This is a genomic window from Brevundimonas fontaquae (assembly GCF_017086445.1).
Classification (GTDB): Bacteria; Pseudomonadota; Alphaproteobacteria; order Caulobacterales; family Caulobacteraceae; genus Brevundimonas; species Brevundimonas fontaquae.
The window spans coordinates 2,631,706-2,653,026 of the sequence record NZ_CP070968.1 but is presented as its reverse complement, the minus strand read 5'-3'; the positions used below and the strand labels follow the sequence as shown (position 1 = coordinate 2,653,026).

The 21,321-nt window shown below is 66.2% G+C and carries 20 protein-coding genes and 2 tRNA genes; 9 read left to right on the top strand and 13 right to left on the bottom strand.

Features of this window, described 5'->3' with window-relative positions:
- Nucleotides 1–16: 16 nt before the first annotated feature.
- Together JX001_RS12970 and JX001_RS12965 are read right to left on the bottom strand one after the other, a co-directional pair.
- Nucleotides 17–310 carry a DUF8200 family protein gene (locus JX001_RS12970; RefSeq protein WP_205681320.1) on the bottom strand — a complete coding sequence of 98 codons (294 nt, stop codon included), beginning with the start codon at nucleotides 308–310 and terminating at the stop codon, nucleotides 17–19.
- A gap of 105 nt (nucleotides 311–415) precedes the next feature.
- A complete protein-coding gene (locus tag JX001_RS12965; protein ID WP_205681319.1) occupies nucleotides 416–1,021 on the bottom strand; it encodes an LOG family protein in 606 nt (201 codons plus the stop codon).
- 111 nt (nucleotides 1,022–1,132) lie between these two features.
- Here JX001_RS12965 and JX001_RS12960 point away from each other — a divergent pair, with 111 nt between their 5' ends.
- Nucleotides 1,133–1,855, top strand: coding sequence for a hypothetical protein (locus JX001_RS12960; RefSeq protein WP_205681318.1), 723 nt, complete (start codon nucleotides 1,133–1,135; stop codon nucleotides 1,853–1,855).
- Nucleotides 1,856–1,972: 117 nt separating this feature from the next.
- Here JX001_RS12960 and mnhG read toward each other — a convergent pair whose 3' ends face one another.
- The 7 genes from mnhG to JX001_RS12925 all read right to left on the bottom strand — a co-directional run bounded on the left by mnhG (nucleotide 1,973) and on the right by JX001_RS12925 (nucleotide 8,215).
- Nucleotides 1,973–2,314, bottom strand: coding sequence for a monovalent cation/H(+) antiporter subunit G (mnhG, locus tag JX001_RS12955; protein ID WP_205681317.1), 342 nt, complete (start codon nucleotides 2,312–2,314; stop codon nucleotides 1,973–1,975).
- On the bottom strand, nucleotides 2,311–2,592 hold the full coding sequence (locus tag JX001_RS12950) for a K+/H+ antiporter subunit F (protein ID WP_205681316.1): 282 nt from the start codon (nucleotides 2,590–2,592) through the stop codon (nucleotides 2,311–2,313). Before JX001_RS12950 ends, mnhG begins: the two co-directional genes overlap by 4 nt.
- Nucleotides 2,589–3,077, bottom strand: a complete 489-nt coding sequence (locus JX001_RS12945) for a Na+/H+ antiporter subunit E (protein ID WP_205681315.1) — start codon at nucleotides 3,075–3,077, stop codon at nucleotides 2,589–2,591. The genes JX001_RS12950 and JX001_RS12945 overlap by 4 nt, the downstream gene beginning before the upstream one ends.
- The gene (locus JX001_RS12940) at nucleotides 3,074–4,669 is read right to left on the bottom strand and encodes a monovalent cation/H+ antiporter subunit D (protein WP_205681314.1); all 1,596 of its coding nucleotides are present in this window, start codon (nucleotides 4,667–4,669) and stop codon (nucleotides 3,074–3,076) included. Before JX001_RS12940 ends, JX001_RS12945 begins: the two co-directional genes overlap by 4 nt.
- The gene (locus JX001_RS12935; RefSeq protein WP_256435965.1) at nucleotides 4,666–5,010 is read right to left on the bottom strand and encodes a Na+/H+ antiporter subunit C; all 345 of its coding nucleotides are present in this window, start codon (nucleotides 5,008–5,010) and stop codon (nucleotides 4,666–4,668) included. Before JX001_RS12935 ends, JX001_RS12940 begins: the two co-directional genes overlap by 4 nt.
- A complete protein-coding gene (locus tag JX001_RS12930; protein ID WP_205681313.1) occupies nucleotides 5,007–7,925 on the bottom strand; it encodes a monovalent cation/H+ antiporter subunit A in 2,919 nt (972 codons plus the stop codon). Before JX001_RS12930 ends, JX001_RS12935 begins: the two co-directional genes overlap by 4 nt.
- 215 nt (nucleotides 7,926–8,140) lie before the next feature.
- Nucleotides 8,141–8,215, bottom strand: a tRNA-Asn gene (locus JX001_RS12925).
- A 44-nt stretch (nucleotides 8,216–8,259) separates the two neighbouring features.
- On the opposite strand from JX001_RS12925, the gene JX001_RS12920 reads away from it, so the two are divergent.
- The gene (locus JX001_RS12920) at nucleotides 8,260–9,093 is read left to right on the top strand and encodes a TrmH family RNA methyltransferase (protein WP_241004644.1); all 834 of its coding nucleotides are present in this window, start codon (nucleotides 8,260–8,262) and stop codon (nucleotides 9,091–9,093) included.
- A gap of 48 nt (nucleotides 9,094–9,141) precedes the next feature.
- Here the strand turns inward: JX001_RS12920 and JX001_RS12915 are convergent.
- A tRNA-Cys gene (locus JX001_RS12915) sits at nucleotides 9,142–9,215 on the bottom strand.
- Nucleotides 9,216–9,349: 134 nt separating this feature from the next.
- On the opposite strand from JX001_RS12915, the gene JX001_RS12910 reads away from it, so the two are divergent.
- The 5 genes from JX001_RS12910 (at nucleotide 9,350) to JX001_RS12890 (ending at nucleotide 15,952) form a co-directional block, all read left to right on the top strand.
- Nucleotides 9,350–9,979, top strand: a complete 630-nt coding sequence (locus JX001_RS12910; RefSeq protein WP_205681312.1) for a protein-L-isoaspartate O-methyltransferase family protein — start codon at nucleotides 9,350–9,352, stop codon at nucleotides 9,977–9,979.
- Nucleotides 9,980–10,119: 140 nt separating this feature from the next.
- Nucleotides 10,120–11,655, top strand: coding sequence for a TolC family outer membrane protein (locus JX001_RS12905; protein ID WP_205681311.1), 1,536 nt, complete (start codon nucleotides 10,120–10,122; stop codon nucleotides 11,653–11,655).
- Between the two features lie 130 nt (nucleotides 11,656–11,785).
- A complete protein-coding gene (locus JX001_RS12900) occupies nucleotides 11,786–12,391 on the top strand; it encodes a DUF2497 domain-containing protein (protein ID WP_205681310.1) in 606 nt (201 codons plus the stop codon).
- An 81-nt stretch (nucleotides 12,392–12,472) separates the two neighbouring features.
- Nucleotides 12,473–15,199: a valine--tRNA ligase gene (locus JX001_RS12895; protein WP_205681309.1), complete on the top strand. Its 2,727-nt coding sequence runs from the start codon at nucleotides 12,473–12,475 to the stop codon at nucleotides 15,197–15,199.
- Nucleotides 15,200–15,220: 21 nt separating this feature from the next.
- Nucleotides 15,221–15,952: a TlyA family RNA methyltransferase gene (locus JX001_RS12890; RefSeq protein ID WP_205681308.1), complete on the top strand. Its 732-nt coding sequence runs from the start codon at nucleotides 15,221–15,223 to the stop codon at nucleotides 15,950–15,952.
- Nucleotides 15,953–16,089: 137 nt separating this feature from the next.
- On the opposite strand, the gene JX001_RS12885 is transcribed toward JX001_RS12890, so the two are convergent.
- Nucleotides 16,090–16,752 carry a YMGG-like glycine zipper-containing protein gene (locus tag JX001_RS12885; RefSeq protein ID WP_205681307.1) on the bottom strand — a complete coding sequence of 221 codons (663 nt, stop codon included), beginning with the start codon at nucleotides 16,750–16,752 and terminating at the stop codon, nucleotides 16,090–16,092.
- A gap of 194 nt (nucleotides 16,753–16,946) precedes the next feature.
- Between JX001_RS12885 and JX001_RS12880 the strand changes: the two genes are divergently transcribed.
- Together JX001_RS12880 and JX001_RS12875 are read left to right on the top strand one after the other, a co-directional pair.
- Nucleotides 16,947–18,191 carry a class I SAM-dependent RNA methyltransferase gene (locus JX001_RS12880; protein WP_205681306.1) on the top strand — a complete coding sequence of 415 codons (1,245 nt, stop codon included), beginning with the start codon at nucleotides 16,947–16,949 and terminating at the stop codon, nucleotides 18,189–18,191.
- Nucleotides 18,192–18,193: 2 nt separating this feature from the next.
- Complete coding sequence (locus JX001_RS12875; protein WP_241004643.1) at nucleotides 18,194–18,589, top strand: hypothetical protein; 396 nt, start codon at nucleotides 18,194–18,196, stop codon at nucleotides 18,587–18,589.
- On the opposite strand, the gene JX001_RS12870 is transcribed toward JX001_RS12875, so the two are convergent.
- Complete coding sequence (locus JX001_RS12870) at nucleotides 18,586–19,650, bottom strand: PA0069 family radical SAM protein (RefSeq protein WP_205681304.1); 1,065 nt, start codon at nucleotides 19,648–19,650, stop codon at nucleotides 18,586–18,588. The genes JX001_RS12875 and JX001_RS12870 overlap by 4 nt on opposite strands.
- A 62-nt stretch (nucleotides 19,651–19,712) precedes the next feature.
- The gene (locus JX001_RS12865) at nucleotides 19,713–21,203 is read right to left on the bottom strand and encodes a D-alanyl-D-alanine carboxypeptidase family protein (RefSeq protein WP_205681303.1); all 1,491 of its coding nucleotides are present in this window, start codon (nucleotides 21,201–21,203) and stop codon (nucleotides 19,713–19,715) included.
- Nucleotides 21,204–21,321: the final 118 nt, after the last annotated feature.

Genomic DNA, 21,321 nt, shown 5'->3' with positions numbered 1-21,321 from the left:
GCCGCCTCAATCCAGATCAAGTGTTGCACACGGCCAGTTCGTCGGCGCTCAGGGCGACACCCTTGTAGGAGAAGGCGGTCACCGGACCGAACTTCTGAACCACGCGGCGGCAGGCGCGCGTCGCGGGCTGTTCCGTGCCGCCTGCGGCGGTGCAGGTCGCGCCTTCGCAGGACCAACGAGCGCCGTCGATGATGGTGGCGCGTGCAGGCGCCTTGGCGGCGTCGGCCAGCGTCAGGCTGGTGGCGGCGGGGGCTTGGGCGACCGCAGGGGCGGCGGCGAACAGGGCGGCGGCGATCAGCAGAGCGCGCATTGAAAACTCTCCGAAATGAAGAACGGCGTCATGCCGCTGCACCCCCATGTCAGTTTTCGATAAAAACTGTCAAGGCGCGCGCAGCGGATCATGAGCGATGATCACTTATCGATGATCATGTTTCAATTGCGGCGCATCGCCCCCGGCCTGGACCTGCGCGATCGCCTCTTCGACGGTTTCGGCGACGGTCCAGGCGTCAAGGAACGACGGCGGCGTCATTCCTTCCGCGACGCTGTGCTTCATCAGCTCGAAGAAGCCGTTCCAGAAGCCGTTCAGATTCAGGAAGACGACCGGCTTGTGGTGCAGGTCCAGCCGCTTCCAGGACAGCAGCTCCACAACCTCTTCCAGGGTGCCGATGCCGCCGGGCGCCACCACGAAGGCGTCGGATTGGTCATACATCAGTTGCTTACGCTCGTGCATCGAGGTGACGACGACGGTTTCGACCTCGTCGAACAGGCGTTCGCGGCTGCGCAGGAAGGCCGGCATGATGCCGACGACCCGGCCGCCCGCTTCGTGCGCGCCACGCGCGGAGGCTCCCATCAGACCGACGCCGCCGCCACCATAGACCAGCCGCCAGCCGGCCTCGGCCGCCGCCTTGCCGAACGCGTAGGCCGCCTCGGTATAGGAGGGATCGGCGGTCTCGGAAGCGCCGCAGAACAGGCAGACGGAAGAGCCGTCGAACGGCAGGAACGAAACGGGGGGCAGGGACATGGAGCCTCGAAGAAAACGAATAGGCGGCCTGGCCATGGCCAAACCGACGGCGCTCAAGCTAACACAGGCTCAAGCCGCTGGGTCGCCAGTCCTATATCGTAGAGGCGCAGGATGAAACGTCGGATGATGGTCGCGTGTGTCGCGGTCCTGGCTGCCGCAGCCTGTTCCGATCAGCAGGGCGGCGTGGCGGGGCCGACGGGCGCCGACGAGGCCTCGCCTTGGGTTCGCCCGCCTCAGATCGACGGCGTGACGCGCGACGGCGGCGTCCTGGTGCTGCGCGGCGGGGCGGGGCCCAATGCACGCGTCGTGCTGCGTGCGCCGGATACTGCGGCCGTGGCGACGACGGCGGACGGCGCGGGGCGTTTCGAACTGCGACTGCCGCCTCTGAGCGGCGATGTACGCTTTACGCCCGAGGTGCAGGTGGGCGAGGACGCCGCCGTCTCGCCCGAGACCCTGGTGGTGACCCAAGCAGGGGCCGGTCCCGTCGCCTTGATTGCCGCTGGCCAACCGACTGTTCGCCTCGATGGCGCCGAAGGGCTGGATGCGGTGGATTCGGACGGTGCGACTCTGATGGCTTCAGGCCGGACGAATGGGGCGGCTCCCTCGGTCAATATCAACGGCGCGGATATGGCGCCGACGGCGATCGGACGCGGCCGCTGGCGGGCCGTCATCGGACAGTCGGGTCCGGCGACGATCACGGTGAACGGAAAGCGCTTCGACTATCCGGGCGCGGGGGCGACTGCGGGCTTCGTCGTCGAGCGGGCGGGGGCGGGTTGGCGGATCACTTGGCCTGTCGAGCCATCTGGGCGTCAGACGGCCTGGCTGCCGGACTGAAGGCGCTTAACGATCTGGAAACCATTTCGGTTAAGGAATGGGCCGTCCTCAGGGACACCATCACCGAACCTGCTTGCAGCCCGGCGCCCCCGCCGGGCTTCTTTTTTTGCCGGTCGATCAGCCCTTCCTCGGCGTGTCTTTGACCCTGTCGGTGCGATCACGGAACAGGGCGGCGCGGGCGAGCAGGATCAGGGTGACCGGCGTCGTGACCGTCAGGAACAGGCCGATCAGGATTTCGCGCGGCATGAAACGCCGCTCGACGGTCGTGAACCAGATGATCGACGCCAGCAGGACCAGCGCCATGCCCAGCGTGGCCCCAAGCGTCGGAGCGTGGACGCGCTCATAAAATGTCTTCAGCCGAACCAGCCCAATCGCGCCCAGTAGCGAAAGGGCTGAACCGACGACGGCCAGGGCGACGACGGCGATGGCGGCCCATGCGGGAACGTCAGCCTCGGTCATTCAATCACCTCGCCGCGCATCAGAAACTTGGCCAGGGCCACGGTGGCGGCGAAGCCCAACATGCCGATCACCAGGGCGGCCTCGAAATAGAGCTGGCTGTTGGTGCGGATGCCGAACACCACGACCAGCAGCATGCCGTTCAGATAAAGGGTGTCCATGCCCAGGACGCGATCCTGGGCGCGCGGACCGTGAATGATCCGCCATGCCGCCAGGCCGATGGCGCAGATCAGCATCAGTTGGGCCAGACCCAGGCCCCAGGTCAGCACCGCCGCCGTCATTCAAAAATCTCCATCAGCCGGCGCTCATAGCGATCCTTGATCAGCCGCACCCAGGTCTCTTCATCCACGAGATCCAGCACGTGCAGCAGCAGACGGCCGGTGGCGGACTCATACTCGACCCACAAGGTGCCGGGCGTCGAGGTGATGATGATGGCCAGGACCGCCAGACCATATCGGTCGCGCAGGTCCAGCGGGATGTGGATGAAGCCGGATGTGCGCTTATGCCGTCGCCGCCCCAGAATGATATGTGACACCGCCCAGTTGGACCGCACGATGTCGCCAATGACGTCTATGGCGAGACGCACTATGGCCATCGGCGCCTTCACCCGCACGCGATCCACGCCCAGCGCCAGCATGATGATGGGCGCCAGCAGGGCCAGCAGCACCGCGAGCGCCAGAGACGGCGGAGCGACCGAGGCGCTGAGCAGGATCGAGGCGACGAACAGGCCGAGTGAAAGGATGGGGTAGGGGAGGACGCGTCTCATCGCCCGCCCCCGCCCAGCACCGCGTGGATATAGCCTTGCGGGTCAGCCAGCCAGGCCGCCGTGTGGTCGGTGTAGATCAGGCCATAGCCAGCGAAGATGGCCAGGAACACGCAGGCCCCGAGCAGGGCGGCGACCGCCGTCAGCTCGGCCGCACCCACCACGAATGCCGGCGCATCCTCGTCGCGCGTCCAGATCGCGCCGACGCCCAGGCGCGTCAGGCCGATCAAGGCGCCGAGGCTGGACACGGAAAGCACGGCTGCCAGCGTCCAGGCCGCCGCATCGCCAACGCCGACCAAGGCGCTGATCATAGACAGTTTTCCGACGAAGCCGGCCAAAGGCGGTAGGCCGGCGACCATCAGGGTGCAGATCAGAAAGGCCCCGCCCAGGGCCGCGACGGCCGCCGGGATGACCAGGCCGGGCTCGTTGCGCTCTTCGTCGTCGAACGGATCACGATACTCGTCATCGAACACGGCGCGCGCCTCGCCGACATCGGATTCTCGCCCTCGCTGGAGAATCTCGGCCAGTAGAAACAGGGCGGCGCAAGCCAGGGTGGAGCCGATCAGGTAAAAGAGCGCGCCGCTGAGGGTCGCCGCATCGCCGACGCCCAGGCTGGCCAGAACGGTGCCGGAAGAAATCATCACACCGAACCCGGCGGCGCGCGACAGATCACGAGAGGCGATCAGGCCGAACGTGCCGAACGCTATGGTCGCCAGTCCGCCGACAAACAGCCAGGTCAGGCCAAATCCGGCGGAGGCGCCCGCGTCGGCGCCGAACAGCAGCAGACTGAGGCGGATGACCACGTAGACCCCGACCTTGGACAGGATGGCGAAGACTGCCGCCGCCGGCGCGCTGGCTGCCGAATAGGTCGGGGTCAGCCAGAACCCCAAGGGCCACATGGCGCACTTGATCAGAAAGGCCGTACCCAGCACCGCCGCGCCGATATGAAACAGTCCCAGGTCATCCACTGAGATGGTCGCAACCCGCGTTGCAACATCCGCCATGTTCAGCGTGCCGATCACCCCGTAGATCAGGCTGACGCCGATCAGGAACAGCAAGGACGCGGTCAGATTCACGGCGATATAGATCACGCCTGCCCGCACACGCGCCTCGCCCGACCCATGCAGGGCCAGTCCGTACGAGGCGGCGAGCATGATTTCGAAAAAGACGAACAGGTTGAACAGGTCGCCGGTCAGCAGGGCGCCGTTCACCCCCATGATGAGAAGCAGGAACAGGGCGTGGAAGCGCGGCCCCGCCCGGTCCCATCGCGCCAGGGCGAAGATCAGGGCGCATCCGCCCAAAACGCTGGTCAGCGCGACCATCATCGTCGACAGACGGTCGGCCACCAGGACGATGCCGTAGGGCGCAGCCCACGATCCGAGGCGATAGACCCGCGCAGTATCGCCGCCGCCCACGGCGCCGTTTGCGCTTTCGTGCAGCAGAACCAAGGCCATGATCAGAATGGCGGCCATAGCGCTCAAGCTGAGCGCCGCCTTCAGCGTTCGGCGACGCTCGTCCAGCAGCAGCATGGCGGAGGCGATGATCATCGGCAGGACGATGGGGCCGATGATCAGATGGGCGTTCCAGTCGATCATGCGTCCGGCTCCTTGCCATCGACATGGTCGCTGCCGGTGATGCCGCGGGCGGCCAGAATGACGACCAGGAACAGCGCCGTCAGGGCGAAGCTGATGACGATCGCGGTCAGGACCAGCGCCTGCGGTGTCGGGTCGGTGTAGCGCGTGGGGTCGGAGACCTCGCCCGCCAGCACCGGCGGCGCGCCCGACCTCAGCCGTCCCATGGCGTAGATGAAGATATTGACCGCATAGGACAGCAGCGACAGCCCCATGATCACCTGGAAGGTGCGCGGGCGCAGCAGCAGCCAGACACCCGAGGCCGACAGCACGCCGATGGCGAGGGCGAGAACCAGCTCCATCATGACAGCTCTCCTTCTTCGGCGTCTCTTTGCTTGGGCTTGCGCAGCGACTGGTGCGCCAGGGCGACGAGGGTCAGGACCGTGGCACCCACGACCAGAACGACCACGCCCAAGTCGAACAGCACGGCGCTGGCCAAGGGCACGCGGCCCAGGATCGGCAGGTCGGCATACTGGAACCAGGAAGTCAGGAAGGGATAGCCGAACAGCCACGATCCAATCCCGCTGAGGGCGGCGATCACCAGGCCGGCCCCGATCCAGAAGATGGGCCGGATCGCCAGCCGCTCTTCGACCCAGCGGGCGCCCGAGGCCATATATTGCAGGATGAAGGCGATCGACAGGGCCACACCCGCCGCGAAACCGCCGCCCGGCAGGTCATGCCCGCGCAGGAACAGGTGAACGGCGAGCAGGATGATGAAGGGGAAGATCCAGCGCATCACCACGCGGGGGATCAGCATGGTCTCCTTCAGCGTGTCGCCCTCCGATCGCGTCTCATGATCGCGGTCTGAGGCATCCTGCACGCTCTGCTGGCTGGGATTGGACAGGGTGTCGTCGGCGGGACGGAAGCGGCGCAGCAGGGCGAAGATCGTCAGACCGACAATGCCCAGAACCGTGATCTCTCCGAAGGTGTCGAAGGCGCGGAAGTCGACCAGGATGACGTTGACGATATTGCGCCCGCCCGCGTCCTTGTAGGCGTGTTCGACGAAGAAGCGCGAAATCCCCTCGATCGATGGACGCGTCATGACGGCGTAGGAAATGGCCGCCAAGGACGCGCCGACGGCGGCGGCGATGATCAGGTCGATACGGCGGCGGCGACGAGATCGCATCTCCATGGCCTGTGGCAGGCGAATGGTCTCCAGCCGTTTCGGCAGCCAGCGTAGGCCCAGCAGCAGCAGGACGGTGGTCACGACCTCGACCAGCAGCTGGGTCACGGCCAGATCTGGCGCCGACAGCCAGACGAAGGACAGGCAGCTCGCCAGACCTGCGCCGCCCATCAGAACAACGGCGGCCAGCCGGTGATATTTCGCCTGCCAAGCCGCCGCGACCGCACAGCTGGCGCCGACCAGCCAAAGACCGGCGAAGGCCCAGTTGGACAGTGTCAATGTCGGCATGATCGGGCGGATCACCAATCCGGCGCCGATCGCCGCCAGCCCGCCTGCCAGCAGGGCGACCAAGACGATGGCCCTCAGCTGTGCCTGTTGTCGTGTCGCCCCCAACAGGCGAACCATCGCTTCCGACCCTTTGAACAGGCCGGTCATGGTTCGCTCGAACAACCAGCCGCCGTTCAGACGCTTCCAGCCCCACGGTCCGCCGCGCGGGTTGGCGTTGATGCGTTTGCCAAAGACGACATAGAGACCCACGCCGCCCGCGAGCGCGATAAGGCTCAGCACCAGCGGCACGTTGAATCCGTGCCACAGGGCCAGGCTATAATAGGGCAGGTCAAAGCCCAGCACCGAAACGGCGGCGCTCTTCAGGAACGGCCCCACCGTTACAGCCGGGAAGATGCCGACGACCAGGCACAGCGCGACAAGCACCTCGACGGGGCGACGCATCCAGGCGGGCGGCTCGTGCGGGATGCGATCCAGCTCGGTCGGAGGCGGGCCGAAGAAGGTCGCGTGGATGAAACGCAGGGAATACAGAACGCTGAAGGCGCTGGCCAAGGTGGCCAGGGCGGGCAGCAGCATGTTCAGGCCGTGCGTATGGGCGCTGGCCACCGCCTCGGCCAGGAACATTTCCTTGGACAGGAAGCCGTTCAACAGGGGCACGCCCGCCATCGCGGCTGCGGCCACCATGGCCAGGGTCGCCGTAAAGGGCATGAACCGGAACAGACCGCTGAGCTTGCGCATGTCCCGCGTGCCGGCCTCGTGGTCGATGATGCCTGCAGCCATGAAGAGCGACGCCTTGAAAGTGGCGTGGTTCACCGTGTGGAAGATGGCCGCAATACAGGCCAGCGGACTGCCCAATCCCAGCAGCAGTACGATCAGGCCCAGATGGCTGATCGTCGAATAGGCCAGCAGGCCTTTGAGATCATGCTGAAAGATGGCGCACCAGGCGCCGAGCAGCAGCGTCGCCAGACCCATGCCGCCGACGATCATATACCAGCTCTCCGACCCCGCCAGGACGGGCCAGAAGCGGATGAGCAGGAAGATGCCCGCCTTCACCATGGTCGCGGAGTGCAGATAGGCGCTGACCGGAGTCGGCGCGGCCATGGCGCGGGGCAGCCAGAAGTGGAACGGAAACTGCGCGCTCTTGGTCATCGCGCCGAGCAGCAGCAGGATCAGCGCGGGCAAATACAGGGGACTGGTCTGGATCGCCTCTCGCGACGTCAAGACGACATCGAGGTCGTAGCTGCCGACGATCCGCCCGATCAGGATCATCCCGACCAGCAGAGCGATGCCGCCCATGGCCGTCACCGTCAGCGCCATGCGCGACCCTTCGCGCGCGGCGGGGTTCTGGTGCCAGTAGCCGATCAGCAGGAAGGAAAAGAGGCTGGTCAGCTCCCAGAAGACGACCAGCTGGATCAGATTGCCCGACAGCACCACGCCTTGCATCGCGCCCATGAAGGCCAGCAGGAAGGAAAAGAACCGCGGCACCGGATCCTTCGGCGACATGTAGTAGCGGGCATACAGCACCACCAAGGCGCCGATCCCCAGAATCAGGGCGCTGAACAGCCACGACAGTCCGTCCAGTCGAAGCACCAGATTGACGCCAAGCGACGGCAGCCACGAGATTTCGTAGCGCAGCGTCTCCCCGTCCTGGAACATCGGCCATAGCGCTGCCAGACACCCCAGGCTGACCAAGGCCACGACCCAGGACAGGATGGCGGCCGAGGTGCGTGCATGACGCGGCAAGCCGGACGCGACGATGGCGCCAAGGAACGGCAGGACCAGGATGACGACGAGAAGGAAGCTGATGGACATCGAGGCGGGGCGTCTCTCCTGGATCGTGGGGGTAGCTTTGCCAACGCTCAAGGTTGGGCAAAGTTCGCCACGATCTACGGGCAGGGGCGGGGTGCGTCAAAGCGACCAGAGCGCGGCATGCCCGCGCCCAGCAGCTTGGTCATCGTGCGAAAGGATCAGGTCTTATGGAAAGTTTTCGACCTAACGCCTTGTCTGGCCTCAGTCTTTACCCCGAGTGGCTCCGCAGGTAGGATTCGAACCTACGACCAGCCGATTAACAGTCGGCTGCTCTACCACTGAGCTACTGCGGAACATCTGCTCGGGAGGCGGGCGTATAGCAGCGGCCGTTCCGATCTTGCAATGGGAAAACGAGCCAATCGAAACGATATTTATCGACGATCCCGACGACCCGCGTGTTGCGGCCTATCGCGATATCCGCGAGCGCGATCTGACGGGTCGTCAGGGGCTGTTCATTGCGGAAGGGGAGGTGGTGGTGCGTGGACTGGCGTCGACGGCTTCGCGCTGTCGGCCCCTGTCGCTGCTGCTGGCTGAAAAGCGCGTCGCGGCCTTGGGCGACGTCATCACGTCTCTGCCGCCCGCAACGCCCGTCTATGTCGCAGGCCAGGCCGTGCTGGACCGGATCGCGGGATTCGAACTGCACCGGGGCATTCTGGCCTTGGGCCAAAAGCCCGAGCCCCTGTCGCTGGACAAAGTGCTGGCGGATATCGGGCCGCAGGACGTGTTCGTCTTGGCCAGCGGGATCGGCAACCACGACAATGTCGGCGGCCTGTTCAGGAACGCCGCCGCGTTCGGCGCCAGGGCGGTGCTGCTTGATCCGACCTGCTGTGACCCCTTTTACCGCAAGGCGATTCGCGTTTCGGTCGGCGCGGTGCTGCGTACGCCGTTCGTCGTCGCCGGCGCGACAGACATTATCGAGGCCCTGCAGCGGGCCGGCGTCGAGGTGTTGGCGCTGACGCCTTCGTCGACCGAGCGGCTTTCGGACTACAGGCGCGCCGGACCGGTCGCTCTGATGCTGGGGTCCGAAGGTCCGGGGCTGCCCAAGGATTTGATCGACCGTTGCCGGCCGATCGGCATCGCTATGGCGGGCGGTTTCGATTCGCTGAATGTCGCGGCGACGAGTGCTGTTGCGCTTCATCATCTGACGACGACGGCGCTTGCTGGAAGCTGAAAACGCGAAGGCCGCCCCGAGGGGCGGCCTTCGTCCGTATCATCGCGATGGAGGCCTGACCGGGAATCGAACCCGGGTGCAAGGATTTGCAGTCCTCTGCGTCACCACTCCGCCATCAGGCCGCTTTTTGTCCCCGATTTCTCGGGGGCGGTCATCGCGAGGGGCGTTCGCTATCAGATCGGATTGTCCGCTGCAACGCACGGACCTATAAGCGCGCGAGTTTTCCTCCCGGATTATCGTTGAAGGCTGCCTAAAGATGGATTTCACCGCAGAGCGCAAGGCCATGGTCGACTCGCAGGTGCGAGTGAACGACGTGACGGATCGCGCGATTCACCTGGCCATGATGGCCGTGCCGCGTGAAAAGTTCTGCGCGCCTGATCGCGCCTTCGCCGCCTATTCCGAAGAATCGGTGGTGATCGCGGGCGAACGCCGCCTGATGCCGGCGCGTGACGTCGCCAAGCTGCTGCAAGCGGCCGATGCACGCGAAGGCGAAAAGGCCCTGGCCATCGCCGCGCCCTACGCCGCCGCCCTGCTGGCCCGTATGGGCGCCAGTGTCACGGCTCAGGAATCGGACGACGCTGTGTTCGCCGTGGTCGGCGAGGCCCTGTCCGAAGCGGGCGTGACCACGGTCGTCGCGCCCTTGGCTCAGCCGACCGGCGAAGGATGGGATCTGATCATTTCCGAAGGCGGCGCCGAGAGCCTGCCCGAATCGTGGGGCGCGGCCCTGCGTCCCGGCGGCCGGATCGTCGTGGTCGAACGCCGCGGCGCCATCGGCAAGGCGGCCCTGTATGTTCAGACGCGCGAAGGCCTGTCGCGCCGCGAACTGTTTGATTCGTCGCCTGCGGTCCTTGCCGAGCTGACGCCGGCCCCCACTTTCGCGCTGTAAGATCAAAGAGACGCGCGGTTGCGACGGAAATCCCGTTCGCAACCGTGAAGAAAACTTAACTGGCGTGTGGTTCGGTCAGGCCGCAGTTACGCTTGAGAAAACATTCGGGCGTTCTTCGGGGCGTCGGGCAAGGACGGACAATGTTGAAACGCTCGCGTGTGCTGGCTTCGGCCGCTGTGGTCGCCGTGATGACCGGTCTGGGCGCGCCGGCCTGGGCCGAGACGCTGCAGGACGCCATCGCCCTGGCCTATCGGACCAATCCTAACCTGCTGGCCCAACGCGCCAACCAGCGTGCGCTGGACGAGACGGTGGTCCAGGCGCGGTCGGGCCTGCGTCCGACCATCGGCGCCTCGGCCGGCGTGGACTACACCCGCAGCGACTTCCCCGCCGTGACCCAGTTCGTCGATACGAATGGCGACGGCATACCTGATACCCAGGTCACGACCTCATCGTCCGAAACCGAAGGCGCCAATGTCGGCGTGAGCATCAGCCAGAATGTCTGGACCGCCGGTCGCACCTCGCGCGCCATTGATCAGGCCCGCGCCAGCGTCCTGGCCGGCCGTGAGAACCTGCGAGAGATCGAACAATCGGTCATGCTGTCGGTGATCCAGGCCTATGTGAACGTCACCCGCGACATGGAAATCCTGCGTATCCGCCAGGAGAACCTGACGGTGCTGCAACGCCAGCTGGAAGAAACCAGCGCCCGTTTCGAGGTCGGCGAGATCACCCGCACCGACGTGGCCCAGGCCGAGGCTTCGCAGGCGCAGTCTGAAGCCGATCTGGCGAACGCCCAGGCCCAGTTGTCCACGTCGCGCGCCGCCTATGCCGCCGTCGTCGGCCAATCGCCGGCCGATCTGGAAGCCGCGCCGGTCCTGCCGGAAGTGCCCAGCGACTTCGACGTCGCCATCGAGACCGCGTTGCAGCGCAATCCGGCTGTGCTCGCCGCGACCTATCAACTGCAAAGCGCCGAGGCCGCCGTTGCGGCCGCCCGTTCGGAATATCTGCCGTCGGTGCGCGCTACCGCCTCCTATGGCGGATCGACCAACGATCTGGGCGACCTCGGTGAACTGGCCGATCGCCGCAGCTTCACGGCCGGCGCCACCCTGTCCGTGCCGCTGTTCACCGGCGGCCTGAACCGCTCGCGCGTCGCCCAGGCTTTGGAGCGCGCCAACGCGGCCCAGATCGGCATCGAGGGCGAGCGCCGCACCGTGCTGCAGAACGTCAGCTCGGCCTACGCCCAGGTGCTGTCGACCCGCGCCACGGTCGCGGCCGGCACCGAAGCCGTTCGCGCAGCATCGGTCGCGGCCGAAGGCGTGCGCCAGGAAGCCCAAGTCGGTCTGCGCACCACGCTGGACGTGCTCAACCAGGAACTAGCCTTACGCAACGCCCAGACTTCGGTCGCCAGCGCCCGCGCCGCCGAATACGTCGCTCGCGCCTCGCTGTTGGCCGCCATGGGCCAGCTGGAAGGCCCGGCGCTGAACCCGACGATCGAGGCCTATGATCCGGCTGCGAACTACGACCAGGTCAAGGGACGCGGCGGCCTGCCGTGGGACGGCGTGATCGAGACGCTGGACCGCGTGGCCTCGCCGCCGATCGTGACCACGCCGGACACCGCCGACGCGCCGATCGACGCTCAGCTCAAGGGCGAGGTCGTGCGCACGGCGCCGCAGAACTGACCGCGTCGAATACGGACGGAAACCGCCCGTTGATTCCGACGGGCGAAGATGCGACGACAAGGCACAGGTTTCGAGCGATCCATCGTTCGGCGCCCACCCCTTCTACCCAGGCCTCGCCCAAGGTTGCGCCATGACCGATCAGTCCGCCCAGGAACCGACCATGGAAGAGATTCTGGCGTCGATTCGCCGGATCATCTCTGAAGACGAGGCGCCGGCCGAGACGCCGGCGGCCGCGATGCCGGAAGCCACGCCTGAGCCGGTTCCCGAGCCGATCGCGGCCGAAACCATCTTCGCCGCCCCGGTCGAGCCGACGCCGGAACCCGCCGCCGTCGAAGACGACGTGCTGGAACTGACCGACCGCTATGAAGCGCCGGCCGAGACCATCGGCGATCTGGACGTGGTCGAGCATTCGCCCCCGCCCTATCAGCCCGAGCCTGAACCCGCGCCGGCTTACGAATCGGCTCCCGAGCCGGCCCCGGCCTATGACACTCTGGTCGGCGACAGCGCCGCCGCCAGCGCGGCCTCGGCCTTTGCGGGCCTGGCCGCCAGCTTCAAGAAGCCTGAGCCGGCTCCGTCGGCCTCGGGAGACCTGCCCTTCGTCAGCGGCAACACGGTCGAGGCCATGGTCGCCGAGATGCTGCGCCCGCTGCTGAAGGACTGGCTGGACAACAATCTGCCCGGCATTGTCCAGGCGGCGGTACAAAAGGAAGTCGAACGCATCGCGCGCAGCGCCTAGCCCTTCGCTTCAGCCCAGACTAATCCGAGGGGCGGCTCCTGAAGGGGCCGCCTTTCTGCATTTTGCAAAAGACCTATTCCGATGCTTGAGAAGACCTTCGAACCCCAAACCGCCGAGCCCCGCCTTTACGCCCAGTGGGAAGAGAGCGGCCTGTTCGCGCCCCGCACCGACGGCGCTGCCGAGGCCTATTCGATCGTCATTCCGCCGCCCAATGTGACGGGCAGCCTGCACATCGGGCATGCCCTGAACAACACGCTGCAGGACATCGTGGCCCGCTATCACCGGATGAAGGGCAAGGCGGTGCTGTGGCTGCCTGGCACGGACCACGCCGGCATCGCCACCCAGATGGTGGTCGAGCGTCAGCTGGCGGCCGCCGGCAATGTCGGTCGTCGCGACATGGGCCGCGACGCCTTCATCGAGAAGATCTGGGAATGGAAGGCCGAAAGCGGCGGGACAATCGTGCGTCAACTGCGCCGCCTCGGCGCCTCGTGCGACTGGTCGCGAGAGCGGTTCACCCTGGACGAGGGGCTGAACGCCGCCGTCCGCAAGGTCTTCGTGCAACTGCATAAGGAAGGCCTGATTTATCGCGACAAGCGGCTGGTGAACTGGGACCCGCATTTCCAGACCGCCATCTCGGACCTGGAGGTCGAGCAGCGCGAGGTGGATGGCGCCTACTGGCATTTCGCCTATCCGCTCGCCGACGGCGTGACCTACGAACACCCCGTCGCCTTGGACGAAGACGGCAATGCGACGGAGTTCGAGACGCGTAACTTCATCGTCGTCGCCACGACCCGGCCCGAGACCATGCTGGGCGACACCGGCGTGGCGGTGCATCCGGATGACGAACGCTATGCCGGCCTGGTCGGCAAGTTCGTGACCCTGCCGATCACCGGCCGTCGCATCCCCATCGTCGCCGACGACTATGCCGATCCGACCAAGGGTTCGGGCGCGGTGAAGATCACGCCGGCCCATGATTTCAACGACTTCGGCGTGGGCAAGCGGGCGGGCCTGCCGTCGCTGAATATCCTCGACGCTTTCGGACGCATCACGGACGTCGACACGCCCGACGTGCCTGCGGACTACGTCGGTCAAGACCGCTTCGCCGCGCGCAAGGCTATCGTCGCCCGCGCCGAGGAAGAGGGCTGGCTGCGCGAGATCGAGAAGACCAAACACGTCGTGCCGCACGGCGACCGCTCCGGCGTGGTCATCGAGCCATGGCTGACGGACCAGTGGTACGTCGACGCCAAGGTCCTGGCCCAGCCCGCGCTGAAGGCGGTGGAGCAGGGCGATACGGTGTTCGAGCCCAAGTCATACGAGAAGATCTATTTCGAATGGCTGCGCAACATCGAACCCTGGTGCATCTCGCGCCAGCTCTGGTGGGGGCACCGCATCCCGGCCTGGTATGGCCCGAACGGCGAAATCTATGTCGCCGAAACGGAAGAGGACGCCCGCGAACAGGCAATGGCGGACTATGATTCCGAGGTCGCCCTGACCCAGGACGAGGACGTTCTGGACACCTGGTTCTCCTCGGCCCTGTGGCCCTTCTCGACCATGGGCTGGCCCGAGAAGACCGAGGATCTGGAGCGGTTCTATCCGACCAGCGACCTGGTCACGGCGGCGGACATCATCTTTTTCTGGGTCGCCCGGATGATGATGATGGGCCAGCATTTCATGGGCGAGGTCCCGTTCAAACGCGTCATCATCAATGGCCTCGTCCGCGACGAGAAGGGCCAGAAGATGAGCAAGTCCAAGGGGAACGTCATCGACCCCCTGGGCATCATCGACGAGCTGGGCGCCGATCCGTTGCGCTTCACCATGGCCATCCTGTCCGGCACGCGGGACATCAAACTGTCGAAGCAGCGGATCGAGGGCTATCGCAACTTCGGCACCAAGCTGTGGAACGCCGCGCGCTTCAGCCAGATGAACGAGGCGCGCCGGGTCGAAGGCTTCGATCCCGCCACCGTCGACCAGACGATCAACCGCTGGATCCGCGGCGAGCTGACCAAGGCCGAACGCGGCGTCTCCGAAGCCATCGAAGGCGGACGCTTCGACGATGCAGCGGGCGCTCTATATCGCTTCGTCTGGAACGTCTTCTGCGACTGGTATCTGGAACTGGCCAAGCCGGTGTTCCAGGGCGCCGATGAAGCCGCAAAGTCCGAGACGCGGGCGATGACCGCATGGACGTTGGACCAGACGCTCAAGCTGCTGCATCCGGTCATGCCCTTCATCACAGAGGAACTATGGGCCGAACTGGGCAAGGAAGGGCCGGCGCGCGACGGCTTGCTGATCGGGGCCGAGTGGCCGGTTCTGCCGGACGCCTTCATCGACGCCTCGGCCGAAGCCGAGATCGGCTGGCTGGTCGATCTGGTCGGTGAGATTCGCGGGCTGCGCGCCGAAATGAACGTGCCGCCGTCGGCCAAGCCGCCGTTGGCCTTTGTCGCACCCGACGCCGTGACAGCCGAGCGGATCGCCCGCCATCGCGATCTGATCCTGACCCTGGGCCGGGTGTCCGAGGTCGGCTCGGCTGACGCGGCGCCGACAGGGGCTGTGACCTTCGTATCCGGCGGCTCGACCATCGCCTTGTCCTTGGCGGGCATCATCGATCTGACCGCCGAACGGGCCCGTCTGGAGAAGGAAATCGCCGCCTTCGAGAGCGACATCGGCCATGTGAACAAAAAGCTGGGCAATCCTAACTTCGTGTCTCGCGCCGCGCCGGAAGTCGTCGACGAACAGCGCGCCAAGCTGGCCGAGGCCGAGGCAGGCAAGGTCAAGCTACAGGCGGCGCTGGCGCGTCTGGCGTCGCTCTGACGCCCTGATGAAAGCAAGGCCGTGAAGACGCGGATTGATCAGCTTCTGGTCGCACGCGGCCTGTTCGACAGCCGCTCGCAGGCGCGCGCCGCGATCGAGGCGGGGCTGGTTTTGGCCGACGGCGTGATCGTGGGGAAGGCGTCCGAACAGTTCGCGGACGACATCGCGCTGGAGGCCCAACCCGCCCACCCTTGGGTCGGGCGTGGCGCGCTGAAGCTGGACCACGCCCTGACCCTGTGGCCAGTCCTCGTGGAGGGCAGGGTGGCGCTGGATGTCGGGGCATCGACCGGCGGCTTTACCGAGGTTTTGCTGACCCGCGGCGCGGCCAAGGTGTTCGCCGTCGACGTCGGCTTCGGCCAGATGCACGCACGGGTGTTGTCCGATCCCCGCGTGGTCAATCTGGAGCGCACCGATGCGCGCGACCTGACTCCCGAAATGATCCCGCAGCCGCCTTCGCTGGTGGTCTGCGACGCCAGCTTCATCAGCCTGATCAAAGTGCTTCCGGTCGCGCTGGATCTGGCGACGCCTGGCGCGGATCTGGTCACCCTGGTCAAGCCGCAGTTCGAGGCCGATGGCCCGGGCGGCGGCAAGAAGGGCGTGATCAAGGATGCGACGGCGCATGCGGCCGCCGTGGAGCGCGTACGCGACTGGCTGGAAGCGCTGGGCTGGGCGGTGCAGGCGACAACCGAAAGCCCGATCACCGGCGGCGACGGCAATGTCGAGTTTCTGCTCTGGGCGAAGAAGCCTGGCTGACAACCCACAAATCTCGGGGCGATACACCTAGGGCTCAAGCAGGCCAAAGGCCGGTAGACCCCAAGCAAAGAGAAACCGCCGGAGGATTGGTCCTCCGGCGGCTCCGTCACGTCGTCGATCGACAGGGGGGCTGAAAATTAATCGACGACGCGATAGCGGCCGTACTGGTCGGGGCAGGTGCGGACGTAGCGGGTGTCCGTGCGACCATCCGGCAGACGGATCTGGCTTTCGGCCAGACGGCATCCGTCTGAATTCTGATAGGATTCGACCGGGCGTGAGCGGTCATCGTAATAGCCGCCACGGCTGTAGGCATAGTCATCGCGACGATCATAGTCGTCGTAGCGATAGCCTTGGTCGCCGGTGTAACGATCGTCGTAATAGCCGTAGCTCGGTTGGCTGTAGCCCTGAGCGTAATAGCCGTTCGAGCCATAGCTGCTCTGATAGCTGCGGCAGGCGTCCGAGCTGGACCGACCGACCTGCGACCCGACGACAGCGCCGAGCACGCCGCCCAGGATGCTGCCTTCGGTGCGACGGCCGCGTGCGGCCAGTTGCGAGCCGATGACGGCACCCGCGCCGCCGCCGATCACCGCGCCGGCGCCGGTACGACCTTGGCGCTCACGCGCGCAAGGGTCGTAGTAGCGGCCGCTGTTGTAATCGTAGGAACGGCTGTAGGCGCCGGTGCCGTAGTTCTGGCTATAGCCGCTGCCGTAATAGTTTTGTGCCGACGCCGTAAGCGGGGCGGCCGTGACGCCGAACGCCAGAGCGGCGACGGCGGCGATCGATGTTTTCGTGAGACGCATTTTCCAACCCTCTGAGGACCGAACGGTTTCCGTCAAACGTTAACGGCAAAGCCTCGTGTCTCGTTGCACCAAGATTTATGACGGCGAAGCTGAACGGCGATTGATCGGTTCGTTCATCTTCGTTCATGTTCATCCGGTCCTCGCTACGGCCCCGTGGCTTGAGCGAAAGGGGACGCCCGGCTAGAAGCCCGCCGATGGACATCTTCACCATCGACCGCGTCGGCGGCCAGGGCGACGGCGTCGCCCAGACGCCGTCCGGCCCGGTGTTCGCCGGCCTGACCTTGCCCGGCGAAACGGTGCGCGGCGTCGTCGTGGACGGTCGGCTGGAAGAGGTCGAGATCATCACGCCCAGCCCTGACCGCATCGCACCGGTCTCGCCCCAGTATGGCGACTGTGGCGGCTGCTCGCTTCAGCATTGGTCCGAGGGGCCGTATCTGGAATGGAAACGAGAACAGGTGCGTCTGGCCTTGGCGCGCGAGCGGATCGAGACCGAGATCGAGGCGACGGTGGCGACCCCGCCGGCCAGCCGTCGCCGCCTGGCTCTTCATGCCCGTCGCACCCAGGATGGACGGGTGGTGCTGGGTTTCAAGGCACGCCGCTCCTGGCGGCTGGTCGAGGTGAAGACCTGTCCGGTCGCCGATCCCCGGATCGTAGCGGCCATTCCGGCGCTGACCCAGGTCGCCGCCGCTTTTTTCGAGCATCCGAAATCGGCCCCGACCCTGCACGTCACCTGGACCCTGTCGGGGCTGGACGTCGATGTGACCGGGGTCGAAAGGCGTTCGGGCGGGGGCCTGTCGGCAGACGCCCAGATGCAGGCCATTCAGGCCGCGCACCGGGCCGATCTGGCGCGCCTCAGCCTGGCGGGCGACACCCTGGTGATGGCGCGCCAGCCCAAGGTGGCGTTTGGCCCAGCCACCGTGGCCCTGCCGGCGGGCGGCTTCCTGCAGGCCGTCCCTCAGGCCGAGGCGGCGATGGTCTCTCGCGCGCTGACGGCAGTGAAGGGCGCCAAGAAGATCGCCGATCTGTTCTGCGGCGCGGGGACCTTCACCTTCCCGCTGGCCACGGTCGCGCCGGTGATCGCAGCGGACGCGTCCAAGCCGGGCATCGATGCGCTGAAGGCCGCCGTCGGTTCGGCCAAAGGGATGAAGGCCATCACGGCCGAGGCGCGCGATCTGTTTCGTCGGCCGATGAATCCTTATGACCTGAAGGGATGCGACGGCATCGTGTTCGACCCGCCGCGGGCCGGCGCGATCGACCAGACGGCTCAGATCGCGGACACCAAGGCCGGCGTCGTTGTGGGCGTGTCATGCAATCCTCAGACCTTTGCGCGCGACGCCCGGGTTCTGATCGACGCCGGTTTCCGCCTGGAGACGGTGACGCCGGTGGATCAGTTCCTGTGGTCCTCGCACGTCGAACTGGTGGGGGTTTTCAAACGATGACCTTGGACGACACGAGCGAGGAGGACGGCGGCGGTTTCGACGCCGACGACTGGACGCGGCTGAAGCCGTTCACGGGCGCCGTGGCGACGCTAGACGACGTTCAAGCGAGACGTGCGGTGTTCGCCTTGGGCGAAACCGACGATCCGCTTCCCATCGTCATGGACCTGCCCCAGCCGGTCATCTGGTGGGAAGAGGACGGCGAACAGGCGGCGGTGGCCGTCCAGGCCGAAAGCCATCTCGGCGCCGATGGCGAGGAGATGGAAATCCTGGGTCTGATCTTGCCGGACGGGGAAGGCGCGGTGGCCCTGATGGAGGACGTCGATCTGGTCGATGACACCGATCCGACCTGGCGCGATCTGGTCACGCGCGCCATCGATTCATCGGCGGCGGACGACTAGCCGAACAACTCCAACTGCGGCCGGGCATCTGCCGGCACGCGGAACTGGGTTTCGTCCAGCAAGCGGTGCGGCGTGTCGAGACCGTAGCGTTTGACGGCGGCCTTGAACCGCGTTCCGATCAGTTCGGCGACAGGGCCGGTCCCCTTCATGCGCTGGGACCAGTCGGCGTCATAATCCTTGCCCCCACGTGTCTGGCGGATCAGGGACATGACGCGCGCGGCGCGATCCGGGCGGGCGTCGGCCAGCCATTCCCGAAACAGATCCTTGATCTCAAGCGGCAGACGCAGGGTGACATACATGGCACGCGTGGCGCCGGCCTTGGCAGCGGCCTCCAGAATCGCTTCCAGTTCGTGGTCGTTCAGACCGGGAATGACGGGGGCGAAACCGACCCCCACCGGACAACCGGCGTCGGCTAGGCGGCTGATCGCCTCCAGCCGCTTGGCGGGGGTCGAGGCGCGCGGCTCCATCGCCCGCGCCAGCCCACGGTCCAGGGTGGTGATGGAAACGAAGGCCGAGGCCAGCCCCGCCTTGCCCATCGGCCCCAGAATGTCCGCGTCGCGCGCGATCAACACCGACTTGGTGATGATGCTGAACGGATGCCTGAATCTTTGCATGACCTTCAGGATCGAGCGCGTCGACTTCAGATCACGTTCGACCGGCTGATAGGGGTCTGTATTGCCGCCTATGTGGATGCGCTTGCATCGGTATCGGGGTGCGAGGAACGCCTGTTCCAGCAGACTTGCGGCCTGGGGCTTGAAGAAGATCCGGCTCTCGAAATCCAAGCCCGGGGATAGGCCCATCCAGGCATGGGACGGACGGGCGTAGCAGTAGATGCAGCCATGTTCGCAACCTTTGTACGGGTTGATGGAGCGGTCGAAGCCGATGTCCGGACTGTCGTTCCGGGCGATGATGGTGCGGGCGTGTTCAGGGGTGAGGGTTGTGCGCAGCGGCGCGGCCTCGGCGTCGTCTTGCGTCCAGCCGTCATCGAACGACTGATGCTGCTCAGGCTCGTAGCGGCCGCTGGCATTCGAACGCGCGCCTCTTCCCTTGGCGGTTTCCATGGGAAGGACGATGCGACATCAGCAAGAACAAAGCAAGAACATTTGTTCTCGCGGCTTTGGTCTCAGTCGGGGCCGATGACCATGCAGGTCACGCGACGCGCGGCCAGCGCCTCGCAGGCGGACTTTGCCCCGGTTTCGGTCAAGCCGACAAAGCGCGAGCGATACCAGTCGCCGACGGTCTGGACATTGCGTTCGGCGGTGGCGAACTGATCGCGGAAGCGGCGGTTGACTTCGGTCAGCCAGTCGGTCGCCACCTTCTCTTCGCGGAAGGCCCCGACCTGCACCGCCCAGCGACCGGCCGGCGTGCGAGGCGCGGTGCGGGCCGGTTCACGCGTTGCGGACGACGTCGAGCGACGGGGCGTGGTGGATGGCGCGACAGCGGCATTGGCTGGGGCGCCGTTCAGCGAAGCGGTGACATTGCGAGGCGCACGGGGAGCGGCGGAAGCGGGCGGCGCCTGACCGATGGGCGGCAGAGCTGCGGCGGCACGCTGGCTGGTCGCGCGCTCCGACGGGGCTGGGGCGACACGCGTTGGCAGGGTGGCGGGCGCGGGCGCTGCCGTATAGGCGACGGCGGTGGATTCCGCGCCGGCGCCGTCCTCGTCGTCATTGACCGAAGCATAGGCGATCGGGGCGTCTGCGATCGCCGACCCAACGCCGAAACCACGCTGCTCGAAGAAGGTCTGGGCCACCTGGATCCGCTCACCCTGGGCGCGGCGGCGCTCGACCTCGAAGCCGGTGTCCATCAGTTCGGCGACGTGGGCGTTGCGACTGGCAGTCGAGCGGCCGCCCAGAACGACGGTGATCAGGCGTCGTCCGTCACGCACGGCCGAGGCGGCGAGGTTGTAGCCCGAGGCGTTGGTGTAGCCGGTCTTCATCCCGTCATAGCCGCGCCCGGTCGGCAGCAGGCCGTTGGTGTTGCGATAGTTGCGGCCGTTGTAGGCCCAGTCGTGAAGGCCGAAATAACTGTAGTACTGAGGGAAGTCGCGCATGATCGCGCGCGCCAGAATGGCCTGGTCGCGTGCGGAGGTCACCTGACGTGCGTCCGGCAGGCCGTTTGCGGTGTAGTAGCGCGTCTGGGTCATGCCGAGCTGCGCGGCCTTTTGCGTCATCATGTTGGTAAAGCGGGCTTCCGATCCGCCGATGTGCTCGCCGATGGCCAGGGCCATGTCGTTTGCGGACCGCACGGCGGTGGCGCGCATGGCGTTGTCCAGGGTGATGGTCTGACCGGCGGCCAGGCCCAGTTTTGACGGCGGCTGGGACGCGGCGCGCGGCGAGATCGTCAGCACATCGTTCACGTTGGCCTTGCCCTGAGACAGCGCCTCGAACGTCAGATACAGCGTCATCATCTTGGTCAGCGACGCTGGATAGCGGCGGCTGTCGGCGTTGCGCGCGAACAGGACCTCGCCAGTGGCGGCGTCGATCACGATGGCGGCGTAGCGGCTGTTCTCCTGGGCCGAGTAGGCGGTCTGGGCCTCGATCGGCCTGACGTTCGCGCCCAGAACCAGCGAAAGCGCGAGGACGGCGAACAGGCCACGGCGGAGAAAAGCGATCATGGGCGGGACAACCCCTCGGTGAGCAGGGTGCGACAGGCCCCCCGGCCGTCACGAACAAACAGCTAGCATAGGAAGCGCGGGTTTCGTGATGGTTAACCGCGCGTCAACGCAAATTTGA

What these genes read in the sequence shown, in the direction of transcription:
- JX001_RS12970 (WP_205681320.1), bottom strand. Translation starts at nt 310, where the DNA reads ATGCGCGCTCTGCTGATCGCCGCCGCCCTGTTCGCCGCCGCCCCTGCG.
- JX001_RS12965 (WP_205681319.1), bottom strand. Translation starts at nt 1,021, where the DNA reads ATGTCCCTGCCCCCCGTTTCGTTCCTGCCGTTCGACGGCTCTTCCGTC.
- JX001_RS12960 (WP_205681318.1), top strand. Translation starts at nt 1,133, where the DNA reads ATGAAACGTCGGATGATGGTCGCGTGTGTCGCGGTCCTGGCTGCCGCA.
- mnhG (WP_205681317.1), bottom strand. Translation starts at nt 2,314, where the DNA reads ATGACCGAGGCTGACGTTCCCGCATGGGCCGCCATCGCCGTCGTCGCC.
- JX001_RS12950 (WP_205681316.1), bottom strand. Translation starts at nt 2,592, where the DNA reads ATGACGGCGGCGGTGCTGACCTGGGGCCTGGGTCTGGCCCAACTGATG.
- JX001_RS12945 (WP_205681315.1), bottom strand. Translation starts at nt 3,077, where the DNA reads ATGAGACGCGTCCTCCCCTACCCCATCCTTTCACTCGGCCTGTTCGTC.
- JX001_RS12940 (WP_205681314.1), bottom strand. Translation starts at nt 4,669, where the DNA reads ATGATCGACTGGAACGCCCATCTGATCATCGGCCCCATCGTCCTGCCG.
- JX001_RS12935 (WP_256435965.1), bottom strand. Translation starts at nt 5,010, where the DNA reads ATGATGGAGCTGGTTCTCGCCCTCGCCATCGGCGTGCTGTCGGCCTCG.
- JX001_RS12930 (WP_205681313.1), bottom strand. Translation starts at nt 7,925, where the DNA reads ATGTCCATCAGCTTCCTTCTCGTCGTCATCCTGGTCCTGCCGTTCCTT.
- JX001_RS12910 (WP_205681312.1), top strand. Translation starts at nt 9,350, where the DNA reads ATGGATTTCACCGCAGAGCGCAAGGCCATGGTCGACTCGCAGGTGCGA.
- JX001_RS12905 (WP_205681311.1), top strand. Translation starts at nt 10,120, where the DNA reads ATGTTGAAACGCTCGCGTGTGCTGGCTTCGGCCGCTGTGGTCGCCGTG.
- JX001_RS12900 (WP_205681310.1), top strand. Translation starts at nt 11,786, where the DNA reads ATGACCGATCAGTCCGCCCAGGAACCGACCATGGAAGAGATTCTGGCG.
- JX001_RS12895 (WP_205681309.1), top strand. Translation starts at nt 12,473, where the DNA reads ATGCTTGAGAAGACCTTCGAACCCCAAACCGCCGAGCCCCGCCTTTAC.
- JX001_RS12885 (WP_205681307.1), bottom strand. Translation starts at nt 16,752, where the DNA reads ATGCGTCTCACGAAAACATCGATCGCCGCCGTCGCCGCTCTGGCGTTC.
- JX001_RS12880 (WP_205681306.1), top strand. Translation starts at nt 16,947, where the DNA reads ATGGACATCTTCACCATCGACCGCGTCGGCGGCCAGGGCGACGGCGTC.
- JX001_RS12870 (WP_205681304.1), bottom strand. Translation starts at nt 19,650, where the DNA reads ATGGAAACCGCCAAGGGAAGAGGCGCGCGTTCGAATGCCAGCGGCCGC.
- JX001_RS12865 (WP_205681303.1), bottom strand. Translation starts at nt 21,203, where the DNA reads ATGATCGCTTTTCTCCGCCGTGGCCTGTTCGCCGTCCTCGCGCTTTCG.